16 protein-coding genes and 1 riboswitch are annotated in these 22,130 nt (G+C 43.2%); of the genes, 9 read left to right on the top strand and 7 right to left on the bottom strand.

The window, feature by feature from the left end:
• The first annotated feature begins 69 nt into the window (after positions 1–69).
• Complete coding sequence (locus tag A3739_RS01580; RefSeq protein ID WP_068477708.1) at positions 70–408, top strand: P-II family nitrogen regulator; 339 nt, start codon at positions 70–72, stop codon at positions 406–408.
• A 116-nt stretch (positions 409–524) separates the two neighbouring features.
• Complete coding sequence (locus tag A3739_RS01575; RefSeq protein ID WP_068477710.1) at positions 525–1,808, top strand: ammonium transporter; 1,284 nt, start codon at positions 525–527, stop codon at positions 1,806–1,808.
• 98 nt (positions 1,809–1,906) lie between these two features.
• Here A3739_RS01575 and A3739_RS01570 read toward each other — a convergent pair whose 3' ends face one another.
• Positions 1,907–2,317 carry a phasin family protein gene (locus A3739_RS01570; protein ID WP_068477712.1) on the bottom strand — a complete coding sequence of 137 codons (411 nt, stop codon included), beginning with the start codon at positions 2,315–2,317 and terminating at the stop codon, positions 1,907–1,909.
• A gap of 149 nt (positions 2,318–2,466) precedes the next feature.
• Between A3739_RS01570 and A3739_RS01565 the strand changes: the two genes are divergently transcribed.
• The 3 genes from A3739_RS01565 to prsR all read left to right on the top strand — a co-directional run bounded on the left by A3739_RS01565 (position 2,467) and on the right by prsR (position 7,147).
• Positions 2,467–3,285, top strand: coding sequence for a YiiX/YebB-like N1pC/P60 family cysteine hydrolase (locus A3739_RS01565; RefSeq protein ID WP_068477714.1), 819 nt, complete (start codon positions 2,467–2,469; stop codon positions 3,283–3,285).
• A 356-nt stretch (positions 3,286–3,641) separates the two neighbouring features.
• Entirely contained in the window at positions 3,642–5,786 is a 2,145-nt protein-coding gene (gene prsK, locus A3739_RS01560; RefSeq protein WP_068500015.1) for an XrtA/PEP-CTERM system histidine kinase PrsK, read from the top strand.
• Positions 5,783–7,147: a PEP-CTERM-box response regulator transcription factor gene (gene prsR / locus A3739_RS01555; protein WP_068500011.1), complete on the top strand. Its 1,365-nt coding sequence runs from the start codon at positions 5,783–5,785 to the stop codon at positions 7,145–7,147. The genes prsK and prsR overlap by 4 nt, the downstream gene beginning before the upstream one ends.
• Positions 7,148–7,195: 48 nt before the next feature.
• On the opposite strand, the gene A3739_RS01550 is transcribed toward prsR, so the two are convergent.
• From A3739_RS01550 to A3739_RS01540, 3 genes are all read right to left on the bottom strand, one after another.
• Complete coding sequence (locus A3739_RS01550; protein WP_068477719.1) at positions 7,196–7,732, bottom strand: transposase; 537 nt, start codon at positions 7,730–7,732, stop codon at positions 7,196–7,198.
• 75 nt (positions 7,733–7,807) lie between these two features.
• Positions 7,808–10,447 (bottom strand): tetratricopeptide repeat protein, encoded by a 2,640-nt coding sequence (locus A3739_RS01545; protein WP_068500008.1) that lies wholly within the window; start codon positions 10,445–10,447, stop codon positions 7,808–7,810.
• A gap of 95 nt (positions 10,448–10,542) precedes the next feature.
• A complete protein-coding gene (locus tag A3739_RS01540) occupies positions 10,543–11,865 on the bottom strand; it encodes a UDP-glucose/GDP-mannose dehydrogenase family protein (RefSeq protein WP_068500005.1) in 1,323 nt (440 codons plus the stop codon).
• Positions 11,866–12,214: 349 nt separating this feature from the next.
• A riboswitch (cyclic di-GMP riboswitch) is annotated at positions 12,215–12,300 on the top strand.
• 41 nt (positions 12,301–12,341) lie between these two features.
• Here A3739_RS01540 and A3739_RS29145 point away from each other — a divergent pair.
• The 4 genes from A3739_RS29145 (at position 12,342) to A3739_RS01520 (ending at position 18,800) form a co-directional block, all read left to right on the top strand.
• Positions 12,342–13,112: a PEP-CTERM sorting domain-containing protein gene (locus A3739_RS29145; RefSeq protein ID WP_068500018.1), complete on the top strand. Its 771-nt coding sequence runs from the start codon at positions 12,342–12,344 to the stop codon at positions 13,110–13,112.
• A 126-nt stretch (positions 13,113–13,238) separates the two neighbouring features.
• Positions 13,239–14,723: an archaeosortase/exosortase family protein gene (locus A3739_RS01530; RefSeq protein WP_068500002.1), complete on the top strand. Its 1,485-nt coding sequence runs from the start codon at positions 13,239–13,241 to the stop codon at positions 14,721–14,723.
• Position 14,724: 1 nt separating this feature from the next.
• The gene (asnB, locus tag A3739_RS01525) at positions 14,725–16,647 is read left to right on the top strand and encodes an asparagine synthase (glutamine-hydrolyzing) (protein WP_068500000.1); all 1,923 of its coding nucleotides are present in this window, start codon (positions 14,725–14,727) and stop codon (positions 16,645–16,647) included.
• Positions 16,648–16,649: 2 nt separating this feature from the next.
• Positions 16,650–18,800 carry a GNAT family N-acetyltransferase gene (locus A3739_RS01520; protein ID WP_068499996.1) on the top strand — a complete coding sequence of 717 codons (2,151 nt, stop codon included), beginning with the start codon at positions 16,650–16,652 and terminating at the stop codon, positions 18,798–18,800.
• On the opposite strand, the gene A3739_RS01515 is transcribed toward A3739_RS01520, so the two are convergent.
• The 3 genes from A3739_RS01515 to A3739_RS01505 form a co-directional block, all read right to left on the bottom strand.
• Positions 18,750–20,252 carry an oligosaccharide flippase family protein gene (locus A3739_RS01515; protein ID WP_068499993.1) on the bottom strand — a complete coding sequence of 501 codons (1,503 nt, stop codon included), beginning with the start codon at positions 20,250–20,252 and terminating at the stop codon, positions 18,750–18,752. The genes A3739_RS01520 and A3739_RS01515 overlap by 51 nt on opposite strands.
• Before the next feature lie 61 nt (positions 20,253–20,313).
• Positions 20,314–21,108: a sulfotransferase family 2 domain-containing protein gene (locus tag A3739_RS01510; protein ID WP_156502238.1), complete on the bottom strand. Its 795-nt coding sequence runs from the start codon at positions 21,106–21,108 to the stop codon at positions 20,314–20,316.
• Complete coding sequence (locus tag A3739_RS01505) at positions 21,109–22,125, bottom strand: glycosyltransferase family 4 protein (RefSeq protein ID WP_231876545.1); 1,017 nt, start codon at positions 22,123–22,125, stop codon at positions 21,109–21,111.
• Positions 22,126–22,130: the final 5 nt, after the last annotated feature.

Genomic DNA, 22,130 nt, shown 5'->3' with positions numbered 1-22,130 from the left:
ATTATTAAAACTATTAGTCTTAACAATAAATAAGCAAACAGATTAAGTTTGCCTTTGGAGATGTCCCTTATGAAACTAATCACTGCAGTGATTAAGCCATTTAAGTTAGAAGACGTTCGCACCGCTTTAACTGACATTGGCTTAGCGGGTATGACCATCACAGAAGTCAAAGGATTTGGCCGTCAAAAAGGCCACACGGAATTATACCGTGGTGCTGAGTACGTGATCGATTTTGTGCCTAAATTAAAAATTGAGCTAGCTGTTGCGAACGATATTGTTGATCAAGCGGTTGAAGCCATTTGCAAATCTGCAAACAGCGGAAAAATCGGCGACGGCAAAATTTTCGTTAGCGATCTAGAGCAAGCGGTTCGCATTCGTACTGGTGAAACAGGCGACGACGCACTCTAGAAAATAACAATAAGCCTTAAGTTTCAAAAAATAGACGTCATACAAAAACATAACCGGCGGTATTTTTAGAAATGGCTCTCTTACCTTTGTAAGAAACAATTAGCTCAGGAAATAACATGTTTAAACTATTTGTTTTGGTAGCTTCAATGCTGCCGGCTTTCGCGTACGCGGAAGATGCTCTTGTTGGTGCTGATACAGCGTGGATCTTAACGGCTACAGCACTCGTTCTTTTCATGACCATCCCTGGTCTTTCTCTTTTTTACGCAGGACTTGTACGCAGCAAAAACGTTTTGTCTATATTGATGCAATGTTTTGCTCTAACTTGCTTAATGTCTGTGCTCTGGTACGTGGTAGGTTATTCACTCGCATTTAGCGATGGTAATAGCTTCGTTGGAGGCCTAAGCAATCTGTTCATGGCAGAAGTAACGAAAGACTCACTATCAGGTACCATTCCAGAAGGTTTGTTTGCAGCATTTCAAATGACTTTTGCTGTCATCACACCTGCACTGATTGTTGGTGCCTTTGCTGAACGTATGAAGTTTTCATCAATGCTTCTATTCAGCAGCATCTGGTTGTTAGCTGTTTATGCACCAGTTTGCCACTGGGTATGGGGCGGCGGTTGGTTGAGCGATCTAGGCGTTCTAGATTTCGCTGGCGGCATTGTTGTTCACATCACGGCAGGTGTAGCGGCGCTTGTTGCAGCGCTTGTGATTGGCAATCGTCGTAACTGGCCACAAACTGCGATGCCTCCGCACAACATGACAATGACTGTTACAGGTGCAGGCATGCTTTGGGTTGGCTGGTTCGGCTTTAACGCGGGTTCAGCGCTTGGCGCAAACGAAGACGCGGCGATGGCTCTTATCGCAACACACCTATCTGCAGCAATGGGCTCTTTAGCGTGGATGGCATGCGAATGGAAAAAGTTCGGCAAGCCATCGGTTCTTGGAATCGTAACCGGTATGGTCGCGGGACTTGGTACTATCACACCAGCATCTGGATCTGTCAGCCCTGCAGCAGCAATTGTAATTGGTTTGTGTGCAGGTGTTGTATGTTTCTACGCAACCATCTTCATCAAACAAAAACTTAAAATTGACGACTCTCTCGATGTATTCCCAGTGCACGGCGTCGGCGGTATTTTAGGTACTCTTCTCGTTGGTATCTTCGCTGCGGGAGAACTTGGCGCATTTAGTGGCTATGGTTTCGGTGGCGACAACAGCTCAATCGGCGAGCAGGTAACAGCTCAGCTAATCGGCATTGGTAGCACAATCGCATACACGGCAATCGTAACGTGGGTCATTCTGAGGCTTGTCGATGCAATGACGGGCTTACGCGTTGACGAAGAAGACGAGTATCGCGGTCTAGATCTAGCTCTTCACGAAGAAAAAGGCTACGACCTGTAGAAAGCTAACAGAGGCCAGAGTAAAAGTACTCTGACCTCTGTTTTAACAAAAAAGCCCTTGCCATTAAACTGGCAAGGGCTTTTTTATATATTGCGCAATTACTTATTACACTTTTTCAATTCCGCCTCAAGGGCGTCAATTCTGGCCTCTAAGGCCTCAATCGTTTTGCGATTCGGGATACCTAATCGCTCTAATGCACCAGAAACACGTTGATCAAATACAGACTCTAGCTTGCCGAAAGTGTTACTCGCTTTACCGCGTACACCTTCTACTGTTCCTTCCACGGCTTTAAATTGTTTTTCAACAACACCTCTCGTTGCGGCTTCGAGCTCTTCGCCCTCTTTAACGAGCTTATCGAAAATCTTTCCAGTATCTTCTTCTGCTTTGTTGTAAGCACCCAAACCCGCCAACCATATTTGACGTGCTGATGCTTTAATTTTGTCAGAAATTGGAAGGGCATTATCACTACCCACTTCATTAGCGTCCGACTTTTTATCTTTCTGGCTCATTCTCTAGCCCCCTTCAGTTTTTTTCCATTCTACGAGACTTAAAAGCATCCATACAGTCACAATTTAGAAAATTTTGCTTTGCTGTTCATAGGTTTATTGTCTAAACCTTAACTAGTTACCTTTCAACAAATACTATCGAGTCGTCATTAATGGGTTACCAAACAAAGAGCAATATTATTTCGCTCATTACGCGCTTACTTATTCGCGAGCGTGCACCCAACCCAATACCAATGAGCGACTATGAAAGAATGCGTTATGAAATCAAACCTGGTGACGTAATTCTCGTTGAAGGTCGCAGTCGCGTCAGTGATGTTATTAAAACAGTAACCCAGAGTCGATGGTCTCATGCTGCTCTCTACATAGGCAGGCTACATGAAGTAGAAAACCCTCTAGACCGCCAGCGACTTCAAAGCTTTTACGATGGACAACCAGACGTACAACTTATAGTAGAAAGCGAGCTAGGAATGGGTACGGTTGCTCGCCCCTTATCCGTGTATGACCGTGACCATGTAAGAATTTGTCGACCTAAAGATCTAACATATTCAGATGCGCAAAAAGTTATTCACTACGGAATATCACGGCTTGGTGCTGACTATGATGTTCGGCAAATCTTCGATCTACTGCGTTTTTTCTTCCCGTATTTAATTCTTCCTCGCAGATGGCGCTCAAGCTTGTTTTCTAAACATCCGGGTCAAACCACAAAAACGGTTTGCTCTACCATGATTGCCGAGGCCTTCGGTTCGATCCAATATCCGATCTTACCAATGATCAAGCGATCAGAAGCTGGTCATATTAATATTTACCGAAGAAATCCCAAGCTATGCACGCCAAGTGACTTCGATTACTCGCCTTATTTCGACATTATCAAATATCCTTTCATGAACTTTGCGCAATCTGAGCCAAGATATCGCCAATTGCCTTGGGTTACGGAAGAAAAGCTGGTTGAAGAAGACGAAGTAAAAAACTAGCTAAAACAGACAGATAGAGCCGCCTTATTAATACTATTTCGACATTTAATAACCTGCTCAAAATATAATCAAAGCGGTTATTCCAATTTATGCTTAAAAACTCACCTTTATACATTTGATTATTTCAACTTTTCGCTAATACTTAGTCCACCAACAGCGGCAGCTGTTGGGGACATGAAAGTTTTTCATGGATACTACTCGCACTTATTGCCGGCTGTGTTTGGTAGCACACCCGGCATTTTTTATGTCTGAAAAAAGCCTCGTTTTTACACATCCCTGATACACTGAATAGTAAGAGAACAATTTTCTGTTCAGATCTTGTTTCATGACGAATTTAACCACAACGAACGAACAAAATGGATCTTAGTTTTTCCGTTATAGGTAACGCGACTGGCGCTATTACGTTTGCATTGCTAATGATATACGCAGTGCGCAGTTATCAGCGACGCGCTACCGATAAAGCCATCTTATTTGCGACCAGCACTACGCTGTGTTGGTTATTGATACTGACAATTCAAGCTTTAGGTTTTGAGCTGCCATTTACCTTGCGCTATAACCTTGAGCTATTACGAACCGCTGCGTGGTTTACGGTCTTGTATGCCATTCTTGGCGTCACAGTTTTTCCTTCTAAATTTAAAATCGGCCCCCAATTCTTTTTTACAACCGGCGTTATCACTTTAATCTCTGGGTTGATTGCGGTACTGATAATTCAAGAGCTATTCACAATATCCCTCGTCTCTGGCAAAACACTGTTAGTTCTTAACGTTCTCGTATCATTAGTAGGCATTCTGTTACTAGAACAAATTTGGCGAAACTCTTCTCTCTTTACCCGCGCAGGAATTAAGTATCTCAGCATCGCGGTTGCAACCATCCTTGCTTATGACTTCGTTATGTACTCCGACGCCCTGCTCTTCAATCGTTTGTCAGGAGCACTTTGGGATAGCCGTGGCGCTGTAAATGCGCTAGCTGCCCCCCTGATCGCAGCAACACTGGTGAATCGCAAAGGGAAAGCCTTAGGTATACATATCTCACGACAAATGGTGTTCCACACCACGACCCTTGTTATTGCAGGCATTTACTTGTTGTTTGTATCTGCAGGCGGATATTACATCAATGTCTTCGGTGGCTCTTGGGGTGCGGCACTGCGTGTTTTATTCTTGTTCATTGCGGGGATCTTCCTCATTCTCGTGATTAGTTCGCCAAATCTTCGTGCCCGCACAATGGTTTTTATCTCGAAGAACTTCTTCGATTACAAATATGACTATCGCGACGAATGGATCAAAAGCACCTCAAGCCTGCAAACACCAGCGAGTGAATCTTCTAAGAAAGAGAGCTTGTATCGACGCAGCACCAATACCCTAGCTGAACTAGTTCAAGCGCAAGCTGGAGTAATCTGGAGCCAAGACGAAGACGGCAACCTGACTTTCAAAGATCAATTTGGCTTTGACCAGCATAACTTTGGACTCATCAACAACGATTCTGATTTGATTCAATATTTCAACGACAACGATTGGATCATCAACCTAAACGAGTATCTCACTGATCCAGATAAATACGGTCTAATCGAATTACCAGAGTTTGTTCTAACTTGTGAGAATCCATGGCTTTTGGTGCCGCTCAAGGTTAACGATAAACTTTCGGCCATCGTTCTACTCGGTAAACCATACGTACCTATGGATTTGAACTGGGAAAACTATGACCTTCTTAAAATTGTTGCCCAACAAGCCTGTAGTTATATCGATCAGCACTCCTCAGAAGAACAGCTCGCTCAGTCTCAACAATTCGAAGCTGTAAACCAAACCTCTGCGTTCTTGATTCACGATATCAAAACCATCATCGCGCAATTATCGATGATGGTAAAAAATGCGCCGAAGCATAAATCGAATCCCGCTTTTGTTGACGACATGATTGAAACAACTCGTCATTCCGTCGAAAAAATGGAGCATTTATTGGGGCAAATTCGTAACCCGAATCAACACGAGAAGCTCAGTGACATTAATCTGTGCGATATCTTGTCGAAAGTTTGTTACGAAAAACGCAATGCGCTACCTGCACCAACCTTAAAGCTACACAGTGAAAATATCCCTATTCAAGCAGATGCTCAGCAACTCGCTTCGGTGATTGAACATATTACTCAAAATGCTATAGAGGCATGTAGCAAAGATGGGCACGTAGATATTTCAACAAAAGCCTCGCCAGACTATGCGTTTATCTTTATTCAAGACAATGGCTCAGGTATGGAAGAAGAGTTTATAACCAACGAACTATTCAAACCATTTTCAACTACAAAAGGCTTAACAGGAATGGGCATAGGAGCCTACCAAAGTAGAGAGTATCTGCGTAAAATTGGCGGCTCAATCAGCGTAACCAGTGAACCAGATATAGGCACCTGCTTCACCTTAAGCATTCCGTTATTAGAAGAGCCTCAGCCAGAACAAGAGCTTCAGCCAGAGCATAAGCCTCAGGCGATACAAAAACCACAGCAAGACAAGGAAGCATGATCGTGAGCAAAACCCTACTCATTATCGAAGATGACCCTGGCTTACAAAGCCAAATGCGCTGGTGTTTTAACGATGATGTTGAAGTACACATGGCCTCAGATCGAGAAACAGCGATTTCCTTGCTACGCAGATATGAACCAGCAGTTGTAACACTTGATTTAGGTCTTCCACCTGACCCTGGCGGATCAAGCGAAGGCTTTAAAGTTCTCGAAGAAATTCTACAACTCGCCCCCAAAACCAAAGTCATTGTTGTAACAGGTCGGGAAGAAAATGCTTACGCTGTAAAGGCTGTTGGCATGGGCGCTACTGACTTCTTTCAAAAGCCTCTTGATGCAGACATTCTAAATTTCGTCGTCGAGCGAGCTTTTAACCTAGCGCAGCTAGAAACCGAAAACTCTAAGTTGAAAAGTGCTCAATCAAACTCTGGCATTCCGGGTGTAATAGCGAATAGCCCGAGCATGCTCAAAGTTTGTCGCACTCTTGAAAAAATCGCACCTGCTGATGTCAGCACGCTGATTTTAGGGGAAACAGGCACAGGTAAAGAAGTTTTAGCACGGGCGATCCACAGTTTGAGCCCTCGTAGCGACGCTCCTTTTGCGGCAATTAATTGTGCAGCGATCCCTGAAAACCTGCTTGAAAGCGAGTTATTTGGCCATGAAAAAGGCGCATTTACAGGCGCCCATCAACAAAAGAAAGGCAAAATTGAGCTCGCTCACGGTGGGACCTTATTCTTGGATGAAATTGGCGATATGCCGGCCTCTCTTCAACCCAAAATGCTACGTTTTTTACAAGAGCGTGTGATTGAACGCGTTGGTGGCGTTAAAGAAATTCCAGTTGATGTACGTGTTGTCTGCGCGACGCACCAAGACATCAATAACTTGATATCTCAGGGAAGCTTTCGAGAAGACCTCTATTATCGCATTAGTGAAATCACGCTAAATATTCCTGCGCTTCGAGAGCGCGAAGGCGACTCTGTACTCATTGCACAAGCACTTCTCAAGTCTATTAGTAGCGAAATGAATCGTGGTGATTTGCGACTATCTGAAGACGCAATGGCAGCTATTCGAAGTTATGACTGGCCAGGTAACGTGCGCGAGATGATCAATAAAATTAAGCGCGCCGCAATTATGGCAGATGGGATGAACGTAAGTGCTGAAGATTTAGAGCTAGAAAGCTCGGAAGCTAGCCTTCCAGAAGGCTCTTTGAATTTGAAGCAAATCCGCGATCAGGCCGAAAAAACAGCATGCCTGCAAGCGATTAAAGGCTCACATGGGAATATGGCAAAAGCGGCTCGTATACTCGGTATTACACGTCCGACGCTGTATTCATTATTCGAAAAACACGGCATTGAAGCTGAGTAAAAACATGGGGGGCAGAGTACTTTTACTCTGACCCCAATGTTTATCACGCTAGAAAAGATTACGATATGCCCTAGCGCAACTTTCATGATCCTCTCCGAGGGACAAATAGCTTCGATGAGCAGTCCAAAGCAAACTAGATTTTATTAGCGCATTAACTTTGTAACTAGACCAAAAATAATCACTCGCTGACTTAACCATTCCAGCCCTAACCGGATTCAGTTCGATGTAACGCTGACAAGCAAGTACATAAGAGTCATCCTCAATCCCTAAGGACTTAAAGCGCCCTTCCCACAAAGTACCTGATCGCTCATACCTATGGTTAAAATAACGCACATAACGACGTCCCAAACACTGCATCATCTGAGAAATTGACTTATCAGTATGCGGCGTGACTAACAAATGTACGTGGTTGGTCATGAAGACCCAAGCATGGATATGTACATCAAACGTTCGCGCGTATTCATTTAGCCATGAGGCATATGCGACATAATCTTGTGTATCAATAAAACAAGGTTGGCGATTAACGCCCCTTTGAATGAGGTGCTGCGTCATACCCGCAGGGCATTGACGGAGTGAGCGAGCCATAGATCTTCCTTGATACTATTTGGCTTTGTTTGAAACTGGGGTCAGAGTACTTTTACTCTGACCCCAATATTAAACTTAGTTTTTAGCTTCTAAGAAATGTCCTTGAATCTCGGCATTATCTGGCTGTAAGGCAGCCGCTTTCTCAAGGTAAGGCAAGCCTTCTTCAGTTCTTCCAAACTTGTGCAACACCCATCCATAGCTATCAAGAACTGCCGCACTGTTTGGAGCGAGTTCCGCGGCACGGCTCAACAGCTCAAGTGCTTTCTTATCGCCGCGTTCAAAGTAAATCCACCCCAAATTATTCAAGGCAGCGACTGAATCTGGACGTTGCGTAAGCAGGGTCTCATAAACAGTAGATGCTTTATCCACATCATCATTCTGCTGAGCCTGCATTCCCACTAACAACATTGCTAAGGGGTTATCTGGCTGTGCTGTATACCACTCGGCTAAAAATGCTGTTCGTGCAGAATCATCTTTCAACAACCCAAGTACACGATGCAGTTTTTCAGCCACGCCAGGAGTCTTAGAAATCGCCCATGCAGCCTCATACTCGCTGCGTGCCGACGCTAAATCTTTTTTCGCAAAAGCGAGATCGCCTTTCAAAGCAGGGTAAATATGTCCAAGTTGCTCCTGTTGCTCTGCGAGCTGCGCAAGAATTTTTTCAGCTTCCTCGAACTGACCAGCCTTAATCTCTATTTCAGCCAACACCGCAACAACACGCACATTGCCCGGATTAGTAACTAGGCTCGTCGTCGCCACTTGGCGTGCTTTTTCAAGCTGCCCTGTTTTCAAATAATCCAACGCACGCGAATAATCGATAACAGCTTTCGCATCAGCAAGTTCAGCACCTTGATCAGGCAAAGTAGTCATTGCTGTTTGATAAGCACGCTCAGCGCCAGAGATGTTTCTATTCGCAAGTTCAACACGAATCAAAGATCGGAACGCAGCCATTGATTTGTTTGTCACTGCTAATTCTTCAAGCGATTTCACAGCCGCATCACGCCCATTCAAACGCGTTGACGCTTCATAAATTCCTGCATATGCCCCCATACTATTGGGCGACAACTCGAGCATTTTACTGAAACGATTTTTAGCTTCCTGATTGTTATTTTGAAGCAAGGCATTTCGCCCTAGCGCACCCTGGACAATAGCTTGGTTAGAAGTGCTTTCTGCTAAAGGAAGTGCTTTCTGTAAATAGTCATTTGAACCATCAACTTCGCCTAAGGTCGCCAAATACTGTCCGGCAATAAAGTTCGCTGTATAGTTCGAAGATTGCGCCCTAGCATTATCTAAAAGCAACGCTTTCGCTGTGGCTTGATCACCTGATCGCGTGTAATACGAGGCGATATCAATCAAAACTTGTTGCTGAGTAGGTGCTAGCTCAAACGCTCGTTGCAAATAAGGTAATTCTTGAGCTCGATCCACTTGCGGTGCAGAGCGATAAAAACTCGCCAATGCCAACTGCAAGCGTACATTTTTTGGATCGATCGATGCAGCTTTCTTAAGCGCTGCTTCGCCTTTTTCATATTGCTTATCTGAAACCGCTGCCAAGCCATACAAAGCTAGTAATTCAACCGAGGTTTGCTGTTCGATAGTTGGTTCTAATGCGTCTAGAACACGCCGAGGCTCGTTCAGTTTAAGATTGGTTGCCATATATACTTGGGTCGCCAGCGGGCTTGCCGTCTCTGGATCAACCACATCATCTAAGTAACGCGCTGCGGCTTCGGTATCGCCCTGCATGTAACTGATAATACCCAGCACCTGACGTGAACGAGTATGACCAGGATACTGCTCTACTAACTTCTCAAGCTTCTCTTTAGCTTGATCTAAACGATTCTCTTGAAAATCGGCCAAGGCTTCTTGGAAAGTATCATTTGCTTCGGTTGCGCCTGGAAATGCTTCAGAGAGAAGCTTTGTATAAATGTAGGCTTCGTTCGCGCGACCTTGTCTTGTAAGCACATAAGACAAACGCTCAAGCGTGAGTACACGATCAGGGAGCATTTGGTCGCTGGTCGGCAAAACAGACAGCAATTCACTTAAGGTTGATTCAGCATTCTCTAACTGATTTTCAGAAATCTCGATACCAGCTTTCAGCAATTGTGCTTTCGGGAACGCTTCGTCGTCAGCACTGACTTTTTCTACTAACACGAGCGCTGCAGGCATTTGACCTTCTAAGGCATTAAGCGTTGCCATACCGACATTCGCTCTGCCATCTTGAGGATTATTAGTTAAGAGCTTTTGATAAATAACGCGAGCTGCGTCGAAATCACCTTTCTTAGAGAGTAAGTCAGCCTCAAGCAACATCTTTTCACGCGTTGGCTCTTTAAGTTGCTCTAAGGTAGAAGAGGCAGATTGGAATTTACCCAACGCAATATAGGTTTCGGAAAGCTCCAATAAATAAGACTCTGAAGTCTCGCCAGCAATTGCCTCGAGGTAACTTCGGGCATTTTGATGGTTACCGACCTCATTCATTGCATCAGCAAATTCGATCATCACTTCAGGCTTACCACCAGACTTCTTCGCAGCGTTGCGATACTCAATCATCGCTGCCTTGTATTGCCCCTGAGACTGATACGCTTTCGCTCTGTCTAAGTGATTCTGAAACTCGGTATCCGTATCATCGCCGCCACAAGCTCCCAAAAAGAGCGCGGCAGACACTGCGGTAACAAGCTTTAATTTACTTACCTGACGTCGAATACTTCCTTTGCTTTCCATGATCAACCTTATTCTTCATTCAATGAATATCTACACGCAAAAAAGGTATCTATTCGACGCGTTGATCAACAGATACCTTTGGTACTCATCAGACTTTATGCTCGGCCGATTGAGTAATATGTAATGCCATAATTTTTAACGATAGCAGGATCGTACAGATTTCGTCCATCTACGATCAAAGGATTCGCTAACTTTTGCACAACAGCTTCATAATCCATGGCTCGGAAAGCCTTCCACTCTGTACAAATCACCAAGGCATCTGCACCTTCAAGAGCCGCATCTTTATTCGTGACCAAAGTAAGATCTGCACGCTCACCGTAAATACGTGAACATTCTTCCTGAGCTTCGGGGTCGTAGGCCACGACTTTGGCACCTGCATTCCATAATGCTTCCATCAGACAACGCGATGGCGCTTCACGCATGTCATCCGTTTCTGGTTTAAAGGCCAAGCCCCAAACTGCAATCGTTTTACCTGCTAGCTCACCATTAAAATGAGCACTGAGTTTTTCAAACAAACGATGCTTCTGGCGGTTATTCACATTCTCTACAGACTGCACAAGCTCTGATTCATATCCAGCATCTCGTGCGATACGTGTTAAAGCCTGCACGTCTTTAGGGAAACATGAACCACCATAGCCGGCGCCAGGATAAATAAACTGAAAGCCAATGCGCGGATCAGAGCCGATCCCTAAACGCACGCTTTCAATATCTGCATCAAGTCGTTCAGCCAAATTTGCCATTTCATTCATAAAGCTAATCTTGGTTGCCAGCATTGCGTTAGCCGCATACTTCGTGAGCTCAGCAGATCGAACATCCATGAACAGAATCTTGTCATGGTTACGATTAAACGGCGCGTACAACTCACGCATTGGTGCTTCAGACGACTCTTTCGAGCAACCAATGACAATTCGGTCCGGCTTCATGAAATCGCCTACAGCAGCACCTTCTTTCAGGAACTCTGGGTTAGAAACCACATCAAAATCAATCTCTACGCCGCGCTCCGCGAGCACACCCTCAATTTTCGCACGCACTTTATCGCCCGTACCGACGGGTACTGTAGACTTATCGATCACGATTTTTTCGTCTTGCATATGGGTCGCAATCGTTTCAGCCACCGCCAATACATACTGCAGATCTGCAGAACCGTCTTCATCGGGAGGAGTACCAACCGCGATGAACTGCAACTTAGCAAACGCAATGGCCTCTTCCGCTTTTGTCGTAAACTTCAAGTTACCCGCAGCAAAATTATTCTTAACAATGCTTTCAAGACCAGGTTCGTAAATTGGAATAACGCCGTTATTGAGCTTTTCAACCTTACTCTCATCGACATCAACACAAATAACATCGTGCCCCATGTCAGCCAAACACGCGCCGGTCACTAGCCCGACATACCCTGTCCCAAATATTGATACTTTCATTATTTACCCTTTGTCATTAACGCTTTGCTCGCGCCTTCCCTGCTTATCCTGCATGCTTAGTTTTAGTGAGTTTTTGACTAAAAATCGTTACCAAAACCAAGCTCTAAATTGCGAGCTAGAATATGACCGCAATATTACACTTATAAGTAAGACTAACGGAAACTTTTCATTCCTCTTACCTCATCACGGAACTGTTTCACAGGTTCACATTTAAGCGTCAGTGTTTTTTACACATTTACTCAACTTCGATTCCCTCTAAATCTCTACCCTACTAACTTAACGAGCCTTTAATGTTTTTGGCGTATTAATTGCAAATTTTCATGCCATCAGAAAATCATCTGGTAAAAACAACGAAGTACGCCAAACCAATTGCGAGATTGGGACGGAAAGCCAAGGGTCTGTTACTAAGGATGAAACAGACAGCCGGTTGCCACTTCAACAATTATCACGCTTATAAAGATAAATGGAGCATTACAATGAAACTAAAAAGCGTAATGACAGGTTTGGCACTTACAGTTGCTGCAGCTTCGGCTCAGTCAGCTGCAATCATCAGCGTTTCAGCTGGTGATGCTGCTTACCTTTCTGGTGTTGAATCAGCATTCTTAGGCACATTAGTTGCGTCAGACACTGAAAGCTTCGACGGCTGGGATACTAGCAACGCAGTATTCACCGGCAGCCAGCACGAAAAGTGGATTGACTCAGCAACAACACTAAGCACTGCGGTTGGCGATTTTACACTAACAGGTGCGGGTCAAGCAGGCTCAAACACTAACAACGGTAACCTTAAAATCGAAAGCTCTCGTACTGGCGAATATGGTCGTGAAGTTCTAGCGAGCGATGCAACTGACTTCTGGTTAGATAGCAACGACGCAACAAACGTTGTTTGGAACATCGATGCAGACGATTCATACAATGCGATCGGCTTCTACTTGGCAGACATCAACGACCAAGGCGGCCGCATCAAGCTTACTTATGAAGACGGTTCTACTGAAGAATACCAAGTAAATACTTCATTCCCGAGCGGTTCATTGTTCTACACAACTATCATCAGCGACATGGCTATCACAGGCGCGTCTCTTTACTTTGATAAGTGTGACGATCCAAACGGTTGTAACTCATACAACTACTCTGACGGTTGGGGCATCGACGACATCACTGTTGGTCACCACGTTCCAGAGCCAGGCACTCTTGCTCTTATGGGCTTAGGCCTTGCTGGTTTAGGTTTCGCGCGCCGCCGTAAAGCTTAATAAGCCACATCACTCTGATACCGGATCAAGTCCGGCATGACGATTGAGCACTAAAAAGGACACCAAACGGTGTCCTTTTTTCATTTAAAACAATGAGGTATTGCAACCCCTTACCATTCAGCTACCATGAATAAACACGCGTATTACATGGCTGGATGGATTTTGCCAACACTCACTCATACCTACCTGCAACTAAGCAGTCTATTTTTAGCTGTATTTTTTGTTTTTTACCCAACAACAGAAGTACTTTTAGATCGCTGGCTTAAATTCGATGAATCTTTATCTCATGGGCTTTTAGTGATCGCCATGAGCATTCATCTCAGCGCAAGAACTCTGCATAGAATCGAAACCCAAAACATTAAGAACGGCTCTCTATCAAACTACCTAACTTATATCGGTTTGGCATTATCAAGCCTTGCTTGGCTCGTCATATCTAGCGCTAATATAAACATCCTCGAGCAAGTTTTAATCCCAATTATTTTATGGTTCGCCACTGCCAGTTATTTAGGGCTACATATCGGTTTAAAACTCCTCCCCTCCATCGCATTCGTTTACTTTGCTATACCGATTTGGGACTACCTCAATCAAGCCCTTGTCGACTTAAGTAGCTTAACTGTGACTTGGCTAGTCGATCTCATCGACATTACCGCTCTTATCGAAGCAAATACCATCACACTTCCCTATGGTGCTCTAGTGATTGCCGACGGGTGTTCAGGACTGCGTTACTTTACAATTGCATGCGCACTCGCCGTATACGTAATTCTTGATTCAAAACCTAATAGGGCTCTAAGCACCAAGCTATTAGCAACCGCAATTGCACTTAGTCTATTCTCCAACTGGCTCCGAATTTTCTTGTTGATACTTATTGCTTATGAAACAAACATGGAAAGCAGCTTGGTCGCCGATCATGAAACCTTTGGCTGGATTATCTTCTGTATAGTGTTAGCGCCTCTATTTTTTATCGCTCGTCGGTTTGAACTATTCCCAGAGCAAAAGGAGCCTAGTAAACAAGCACTTTCTATCAAAAAAATAGCGCTTACATTCGCCCTTTTAATGCTAACACCTGTTTTAAGCTTCGCTCTAAATAGCGCAATAAAAGTACCCAATATTATTTCAAGCTCTCAATTAAGCTATACACCAGCAAAACCAGATACAAACATACCGAAACTTCCAAACGCAAAAATCTTGCTGCAGAAGAAAGCAAACAATTACGTGCAAAACATCCAGCTTTATAGAGTACTTAACTGGAAAGAAGAGAGCACCGAAAACCTTGTACCCTATTGGCCATCGCCATTTTCTCACACTGACTGGCTAGTCGAATCTCGAAACATTATTACCGCAGATACGCAACAATTTCAGTATGTTGGCCTTAAGCACAAGTTACGAGGTTACCGAGTATGTCTTGCATATCGTTATCAAGTGGGTCAACAAGAAGCGCTCTCGTATAAAAAAGCGAAGCTATTGCAAATCCCCGCAATACTGACGGGAACCAATTATTTTGAAGCGCAACTCGCAATCACCAATGCAAAAGACTGCGCTGCGACCGAGCCCTCAATGATTAACGCCCTCACTGAATTGAATACACCACTCATAGAAGTAAAAGGTTCATAAAATGTGCGGCATCACTGGCTTTTTCGTACAAGCTAATAAAACTGAACACACTGAGGCATCTTATACACATCTTAAGCTGATGGCAGATGTCATTGAGCATCGAGGCCCTGATGCCGAAGGTTTCTGGGTGAACACTCAGAACTCTGTGGCACTTGCTCACCGTCGCCTTGCCATTGTTGATTTAAGCGAGACAGGTCAACAACCAATGGAAAGCCAACACTTTGTATTGGTATTCAATGGTGAGATCTATAACTTTCGGGTTATAAAAAAAGAGCTAGAAAAGCTCGGCCAATCATTCAACGGCCATAGCGACACAGAAGTATTGTTATATGCCCTTGAACATTGGGGCTTACAAAATACGCTCGATAAGCTAGAGGGCATGTATGCGTTTTGCGCGTACAATAAATCAACAAATCAAGCATATCTCGTTAGAGACAGAATGGGAGAAAAGCCCCTCTATTTCAGTAAACAAGGGCATAAGTTTTTCTTTAGTTCAGAGCTTAAAGCGCTCAAAGCAAACCCATCATTTAACGCAAAACTTAACCGCGAAGCACTTGGAGTATACCTTCAACACAACTGCGTTCCTGCGCCTTTATCAATCTATGAAGATTGCTTCAAACTTGAACCAGGTCAATATCTGCAGCTCGATTGCGAATCTCTAGGTTACTCGCTCAATACTTATTGGTCAGCAACTGAAGTAATGATTCAGGGAAGCGAGCAACCTTTCGCAGGAACAGAAACCGAAGCCGCTGACGCACTTGAGGCGACACTGCTTAGCTCGATTAAAGATCAAATGCTGGCCGACGTTCCTCTCGGCGCATTTTTGTCTGGTGGAATTGACTCCTCTACCGTCGCAAGCATTATGCAAAGCTTGTCAGACAAAGCGATCAACACTTACAGCATTGGCTTTAATTTCGATGATTTTAACGAAGCCGAACATGCGAAAGTAATTGCCCAGCACTTAGGGACAAACCACACAGAGTTTTATGTCAGCGAGCAGGACACTAAAGATGTGATTCCAACACTCGCAAATGTTTATTGTGAACCTTTCGCAGACTCTTCTCAGATCCCTACTTACTTAGTCTGTGAGCTTGCAAAGCAGCATGTCACAGTAGCTTTGTCAGGAGATGGTGGAGATGAATTATTCGCAGGATATTCTCGATATCAAAAAGTGCTTGATAGCTGGCGAATACAACAAGGCCCTAGCGCGCTAGAAAAGGCTGCTCATTTTCTGCCTAAAAACCTTTTCAATACGCTTATCTCTTTACCACTCGGAGTGTCTGGCGCTTACCCACACTTTGCGTCAGAGAGACTTCGTAGCAATTATTACAAAGCATCAGCCAAGAGCTTTGAAGAATTTTATCAACGCTCAATTGCATTCTGGCAAGACAATGCTCACCCACTTAAAGGGTTTAAGCCTAATAAATTAATCAATGTGTCCCCATCAAGCCTAAATTACACAAGCAAGCTTCAGCTCCTAGATATGCAGATGTATTTGCCAGACGACATTCTCACGAAGGTCGATCGAGCAGGTATGGCAGTCAGCTTGGAAACTAGAATCCCGCTACTGAATCATAAACTAGTAGAGCTTGCCGCAAGCATCCCTTCAGACATTCGAACGCATAACGGCGTTGCTAAATGGCCCTTGCAAGAAGTGCTGAGCCGTTACGTACCTAGAGAGTTATTTGAACGCCCTAAACAAGGATTCGCCATCCCAATTGGAGAATGGTTAAGAGGCCCACTTAAAAGCTGGATGACAGATTTACTCAACCCTTCAACTTTGCGTCAACAAGGTCTATTCGACTTCAAGACGATTTATCCCATTCTAAAAATGCATTTAGATGGCAACAGCGATTATTCACTGCAACTGTGGAGCATATTAATGTTTCAAAGTTGGTTAGATGAACACAAGGTTTCTATTTAATAATGGCTGGCCCCAAAACCATTCTTCAGAAAAAACGCATTTCGATACGCGAATACGTTGCTGAAGATAAAAGCCGCATTATTAACCTATTGAATGCTCCATCAATCAAACCCCTTATCTGGAAATGGCAGTTTGATGAACGGTATTTCGACTCATCTATTAAACCGATAGTTGCTGAAGATAACTGGGGGAATATTCTAGGCTTCAACGGAATGATGCCCGTTAAATTACATACCAAGGCGCATGGCGAGCTAGAGGCTGCCTGGAGCTGTGACTTCTTTGTTAGTAGACATTGCCGAGGACTAGGCGTTGGTAAAGAAATAAAAAAGGAGCTCAAGAAACAGAGCCCTCTTACCTTCGCCTTAGGGACAAGCCCTACAGCAGCAGCTGTCCTAGAAAAATCTGGCTGGTCAGCATTCAAAAATGTGTACAGCTATGCCACTGATAGTCTGAAGCCTACCAGCATTACTGAAGACGCAGCATCGCTAATAGAAAGCGATACTTTGCCTAATCAAACTCTGCTAGATGGCTTATGGCGCACTGTAAAAACCGAGTATAGTGCTGCCATTGATAGATCAAGCCATTACCTACTTTGGCGTTATGAACAATCACCTATTGCTCGATATCGATTTATTTACGAAGAAAAAAACGAACGCCTTACATTTTTAGCTGTCATTCACTCCACCGAAGATCGCATCTCTCTCGTTGACTACATCGGCCCTAAGGACGGCAATCAACACAGAAAAATCCTCAACCATATAGCGAGTTTAAACTCGCATTTTCGTTGCATGACATCTTGCCCAGAATGGGAAAAATCGTTTAGCGCATTCGGTATAAGAAAGTCGGCAAGCCCAGCAAATTGTTTTATTTATAGTGAAAGGGCCGAGCTGTCCTCATATCTTCAAAACGATTTTTATTTGATGCCAGGCGATTGTGATGGAGACATATTAGGCAGCTCAGTAAGTGAAGCAAAACACGCAGATCTGCCAGCTTCACAAGGCTATAAAGTCGAACAAATATCGTTCAAAGAGTTTATCTCACTCCAAGAAGAATGGGATGAGTTAGTTCATCAGTCAGATAATGATCATTTGTTCAGTTCTTGGCTATGGATAAAAACCTGGTGGGAACATTTTTCCAAAATAAACAAGTTCGAACTGAGGCTGCTGGTTTGCAAACAATATGGCAAGCTAGTTGGCATCGCACCACTTTATACTCGACGCTACCGCCAGTTTTTACTCCCAGTAACTCAACTACAAATCATTGGCTGCTCGTGGTCTGGGCCAAACACTTTTCGCTCAGAATATTTAGATCTCATTATCGACAAAGCGCATCAGAGATCGGCTAGAATTTCTCTAATGGAATATATGTTCAAGCATATTCGTTGGGACGAGCTAATTTTGGGAGACATCCCCCATCAAAGCTTAACATCACGCTTAATCGAAGAATGCTTCGGTCATTATGGCCTATATAATCGAACCGTTCATGAAGATCATAGCGTCGTCGTCGATACCTGCACAGATGCAGAGAAATATACGAAAAAACTAAGTAGTAATTTTAGACGCGCAACGATTCACAAATTCTCAAATCTAGAGAGACAGCATACCGTCGATTTTCAAATATATGAAAATGAAGAAAGCTGCCCCCTCAATATCATCGAAACGCTCAATGATCTGCACCTGACACGCTGGGGAAAACCATGCTTCGAAGACGTTTACAAGGAGTTTCACAATAGCCTCATCACTCATTTCGGCAAGTCAAATGATTTAGATATTGCACTTATGAGTATCGATGGAGACGTGAAAGCACTGACCTACAACCTAAAATTTGGCAGTACGATTTACAATATCCAATTAGGCTACGACGAACAGGCATTCAAAAATTATTCATTAGGTTTAGTGCATTTAATGCAAAACATTCTTTTGAGCCAGACAAGCGGAGAGATAAAGCAATTCGATCTATTAGCCGGATATGGCAAAAATGAATACTACAAAGAAAGGTTCGGAGGCAGAATTCAGAACATTTCTACCAAGCAATATTTAAGAAGTAAGTGGGTGAAGTTGATATACCGAATCTACGACAAAAAAAGATCTCTACAAGAAAAGCTATTTAGCAAAAAAACGATTTTTGAGAAAGCTTCGCTCTTGCTCCGATAACCCGCTAAAAAGAAAAGCAACAGCGTAAACCAGCCCACCTACGGAAACCGCACCTACCAACTCCAGATAACTACTAATAGAAACATTCATTTGGTAAATCGAAACACCTAAAATCATTGCCATTAGTGCGGGTAAAACCGGGAGAATAACTCGGCTAAAGTAATGAGTGAACTTGAGTTCTAAACTCGAGAAACCATATTTCATCAGAACAGGCACAAGCACCAACATAGGAATAAGAGAACCAAGCGCAACACCTTCTATACCCCAAATTTGGACCAAAATCAGACTTAATATCAAATTAGAAATAGCCGCAACGGTGTAAACCTTGGCCGAATAACCATGCTTGTTTACAGCAGTAAGATAACGCGTGCTGAAAGGATTTAAAAAAGGAAGTGCGATATATACAACGAGTATCGCAACAATGAGAGGTGCCTTCTCAACATATTCTTGCCCTATCCAAAGACCAATAAAAACAGGACCTAAAAGCACTGCACCCGCACATAAGGGCAACATTAAGGCAACTACATACTTACTATATTGAACAAATGCCTCACGCAGCTCGATTTGCGAGGACTTAACTGCTAAATCGCTAAAGAAAGGCATAAAAGCATGGGTCGTTGTCCAGCCTATATTTCGAATGTAGTTAAATAAGTTTGCAGGAATTGCGTAGAAAGGCACCATCGCAGGACCTAAGAAAAAACCTATTACTAAAGTATCCGAGCCAATCTCAATGCGTGAAGCCACACCCTGTACAAATGACTTAAATCCAAAATGTATCGTTTCTTTGAACCTGTTCCATCTAGCCAACCTTGGTCGTGGAATAAATCTCCCAAACTCCGCCTTCGATAAAATAACGAAGTAAGCTAAATATTTTATTCCTAATCCGATAGTACTCACACTAGCAATTAAAAGAAGGGCATTGGTTGGAGTAATCATACTGAAAACGATTACCGCACTAACAACTGAATTTACAATCGTAATATTGTTTTTTATGTAGTACTGCTGAAAACCTTCCAAAAAGCTTTCGGCAACAAACCCAGGAAAACTTATTAAAAGACGTAATCCTATTATAAAAAGTAAGAGTGAGTAGGTATAAACATCCGTTGAATCATTCGGAGCAATATGTTCTGCACCCCATAGCCCACAACAAATGAAAACAATTAGAGAAACAACACCAATGCAAATTAAAAAGACAAAAGAGGTGGAATAAAGTTCATGTAGCTCAGCAATCTTATTCTCGGCTTTATACTTCGCAGAAAAACGCGTGATAGCCGGCTTAAGACCAACATCTAAAAGCCCCATATAGCCCAATATAGCACCGACAATCTCCCAAATACCATAATCATAATTCCCTAAGTTATGAATAAATATGGGGGTCATGACCAAAGTGATGGCCAGTTTCAGCATCATGACCATCAAGTTTGAACCAGTATTTTTAAAAACCTTATTCATAACAATTGAAAGTATGCAAGAAAATGGGCGTGTTAACTCTTGGCATCATTTTATAGACATACTAATGCACAATTGAACGCGCAAAATCATAAACTTTTTTATCATAAGCGCAGATTTCATGAATTTTCTCTCTTACTTCTTCCGTAAAACCCTCTAATTTATCTGCCTGACGTCCCTCTGCCTTATTCTCATGACCAATTTTGATTCTAACTCCTAGAAGCGCATTCAATTTTTCATTGAATCCATCCATATCATTCATAAAGCCAATCAAATTGAATTTCTTTAGATTTTCTTGCGCTTCTATTACCTCTGTATTTTCATATTTTTCCGGCAATAACGCCGAGTCGGAAAAATATGAAGTCAAGGTTCGCGCATTTCTCAACGCGAGATCAGAGGATAAAAACTCTTCAATAGAAAGGTTAGTTTTGAACACGCTTGCTTGACGAACAGACAAATCCTTATATTCAGACACAAAGCGATCGACAGGGTCTCGTAATAACGTAATAAATTGGTGGCTGGGAGAAAACTTGTCATAAGCAGCTGCGGAAAATCTTACATGTCCACTGATTAGCTTCACACCTGAATGAAGATAATAGTGCAACATTTGCTGCCTAAATCTATGGATAGAAAGAAACTCACGCCCACCATTTACATCAAACGACTCATCCATTCCAGAAAGAGCATATACGGTTTGATTTGCCTTTATAGATGCTTGGGAAATAATGTAGCGTAGCCTCATCGCTCGATTCAACGAAGTGCCGCCGCACTTAGGCACATGATGAAATACACACCCAGCACCTAACAAACGTTCTCGCAATTTATGCTGAATAGACAACATTCTTTCATACTTATTCACTCATAAACTCCCATCTATCATTTTTGAATACAAATGCTCTAAGGACTCAGCAGGGATGTCTAACGAGAAGCGTTTAACCGCAATTTCTGCATAGCTATCAAAAGAGTCCTTATTCCTTTCGACTAAACATGACTCAATTGCTCTTGATAATACATGGCCATCTTTGGGGGGAACGATAAAAGCTGGACTATCTTCAAGAACTTCTCGTAGCCCTATACAATTTGTACCAATAATGGGTGTGCCCGCCGCTAAAGCTTCCATCCCTAAGAGTCCACAAGCCTCCCAAAGAGAAGGCATTAAAACTACATCCACACCCTTAATTGCAGCAGGCATATTGTCTGTGTGAGGCATTTGAACAAATATATCCGACAAACCTTTTTGCTCAATCAGCTCAAATTCTTCACGAATAAAGCCACCCCAACCAAAGGTAAGCACTTTTAACCTGCGCCTGTAGCGTTCATCTTTCGTAATCAGGAATTCAATAGCCTCAACAATGTATTTGAAACCTTTTTGGGCCATAAAACGACCAAAAAAACCTAGCAATAACTGATCAGAAAAACCCAGCTCTTCTCGGAAGTCTCGCGGCTCTTCATTATAAAATTTCTCAGTATCTACGCCATGTAAGATGGTGTATATTCTGAAATCTTCGATTTTTGGAAAAAACTCAAGAAAGTTCGCTTTACAGTCTTCACTTACTACGTGAATAGCGTCCATTCTCCTAAAAGTCAGAGATAATAAGAATTTTTTGAACCTGCCCTTCCAACCTGAAAACTGTCTCTCAAGGAAAACATCATGCACCGTCATGAGGTGAGGTGTCATGTGACGTAAAGGTCTACCTAGCCCCACCAAGGCACCCGCGGTAAAACCATGACAGTGAACCAAATCAAAGCCTCTCCGAACTGTATCTCTGTAGGCGAAGAATAGATCTTTACTCGAATGCTCACAATATACGAAAGACAAAGAGGCTCTACTGCACCTCTCTCTTAAAAACTTTTCACCGCCTTCAAACCTAGGCATAACAA

This window comes from Oleiphilus sp. HI0067 (genome assembly GCF_001635735.1).
The sequence above is the reverse complement of the archived record's forward strand: the minus strand, read 5'-3'. Positions and strand labels throughout refer to the sequence as shown.

Bases quoted from the DNA above. Each gene is read 5' to 3' on its own strand.
- A3739_RS01580 (WP_068477708.1), top strand. From the start codon at position 70: ATGAAACTAATCACTGCAGTGATTAAGCCATTTAAGTTAGAAGACGTT.
- A3739_RS01575 (WP_068477710.1), top strand. From the start codon at position 525: ATGTTTAAACTATTTGTTTTGGTAGCTTCAATGCTGCCGGCTTTCGCG.
- A3739_RS01570 (WP_068477712.1), bottom strand. From the start codon at position 2,317: ATGAGCCAGAAAGATAAAAAGTCGGACGCTAATGAAGTGGGTAGTGAT.
- A3739_RS01565 (WP_068477714.1), top strand. From the start codon at position 2,467: ATGGGTTACCAAACAAAGAGCAATATTATTTCGCTCATTACGCGCTTA.
- prsK (WP_068500015.1), top strand. From the start codon at position 3,642: ATGGATCTTAGTTTTTCCGTTATAGGTAACGCGACTGGCGCTATTACG.
- prsR (WP_068500011.1), top strand. From the start codon at position 5,783: ATGATCGTGAGCAAAACCCTACTCATTATCGAAGATGACCCTGGCTTA.
- A3739_RS01550 (WP_068477719.1), bottom strand. From the start codon at position 7,732: ATGGCTCGCTCACTCCGTCAATGCCCTGCGGGTATGACGCAGCACCTC.
- A3739_RS01545 (WP_068500008.1), bottom strand. From the start codon at position 10,447: ATGGAAAGCAAAGGAAGTATTCGACGTCAGGTAAGTAAATTAAAGCTT.
- A3739_RS01540 (WP_068500005.1), bottom strand. From the start codon at position 11,865: ATGAAAGTATCAATATTTGGGACAGGGTATGTCGGGCTAGTGACCGGC.
- A3739_RS29145 (WP_068500018.1), top strand. From the start codon at position 12,342: ATGAAACTAAAAAGCGTAATGACAGGTTTGGCACTTACAGTTGCTGCA.
- A3739_RS01530 (WP_068500002.1), top strand. From the start codon at position 13,239: ATGAATAAACACGCGTATTACATGGCTGGATGGATTTTGCCAACACTC.
- asnB (WP_068500000.1), top strand. From the start codon at position 14,725: ATGTGCGGCATCACTGGCTTTTTCGTACAAGCTAATAAAACTGAACAC.
- A3739_RS01520 (WP_068499996.1), top strand. From the start codon at position 16,650: ATGGCTGGCCCCAAAACCATTCTTCAGAAAAAACGCATTTCGATACGC.
- A3739_RS01515 (WP_068499993.1), bottom strand. From the start codon at position 20,252: ATGAATAAGGTTTTTAAAAATACTGGTTCAAACTTGATGGTCATGATG.
- A3739_RS01505 (WP_231876545.1), bottom strand. From the start codon at position 22,125: ATGCCTAGGTTTGAAGGCGGTGAAAAGTTTTTAAGAGAGAGGTGCAGT.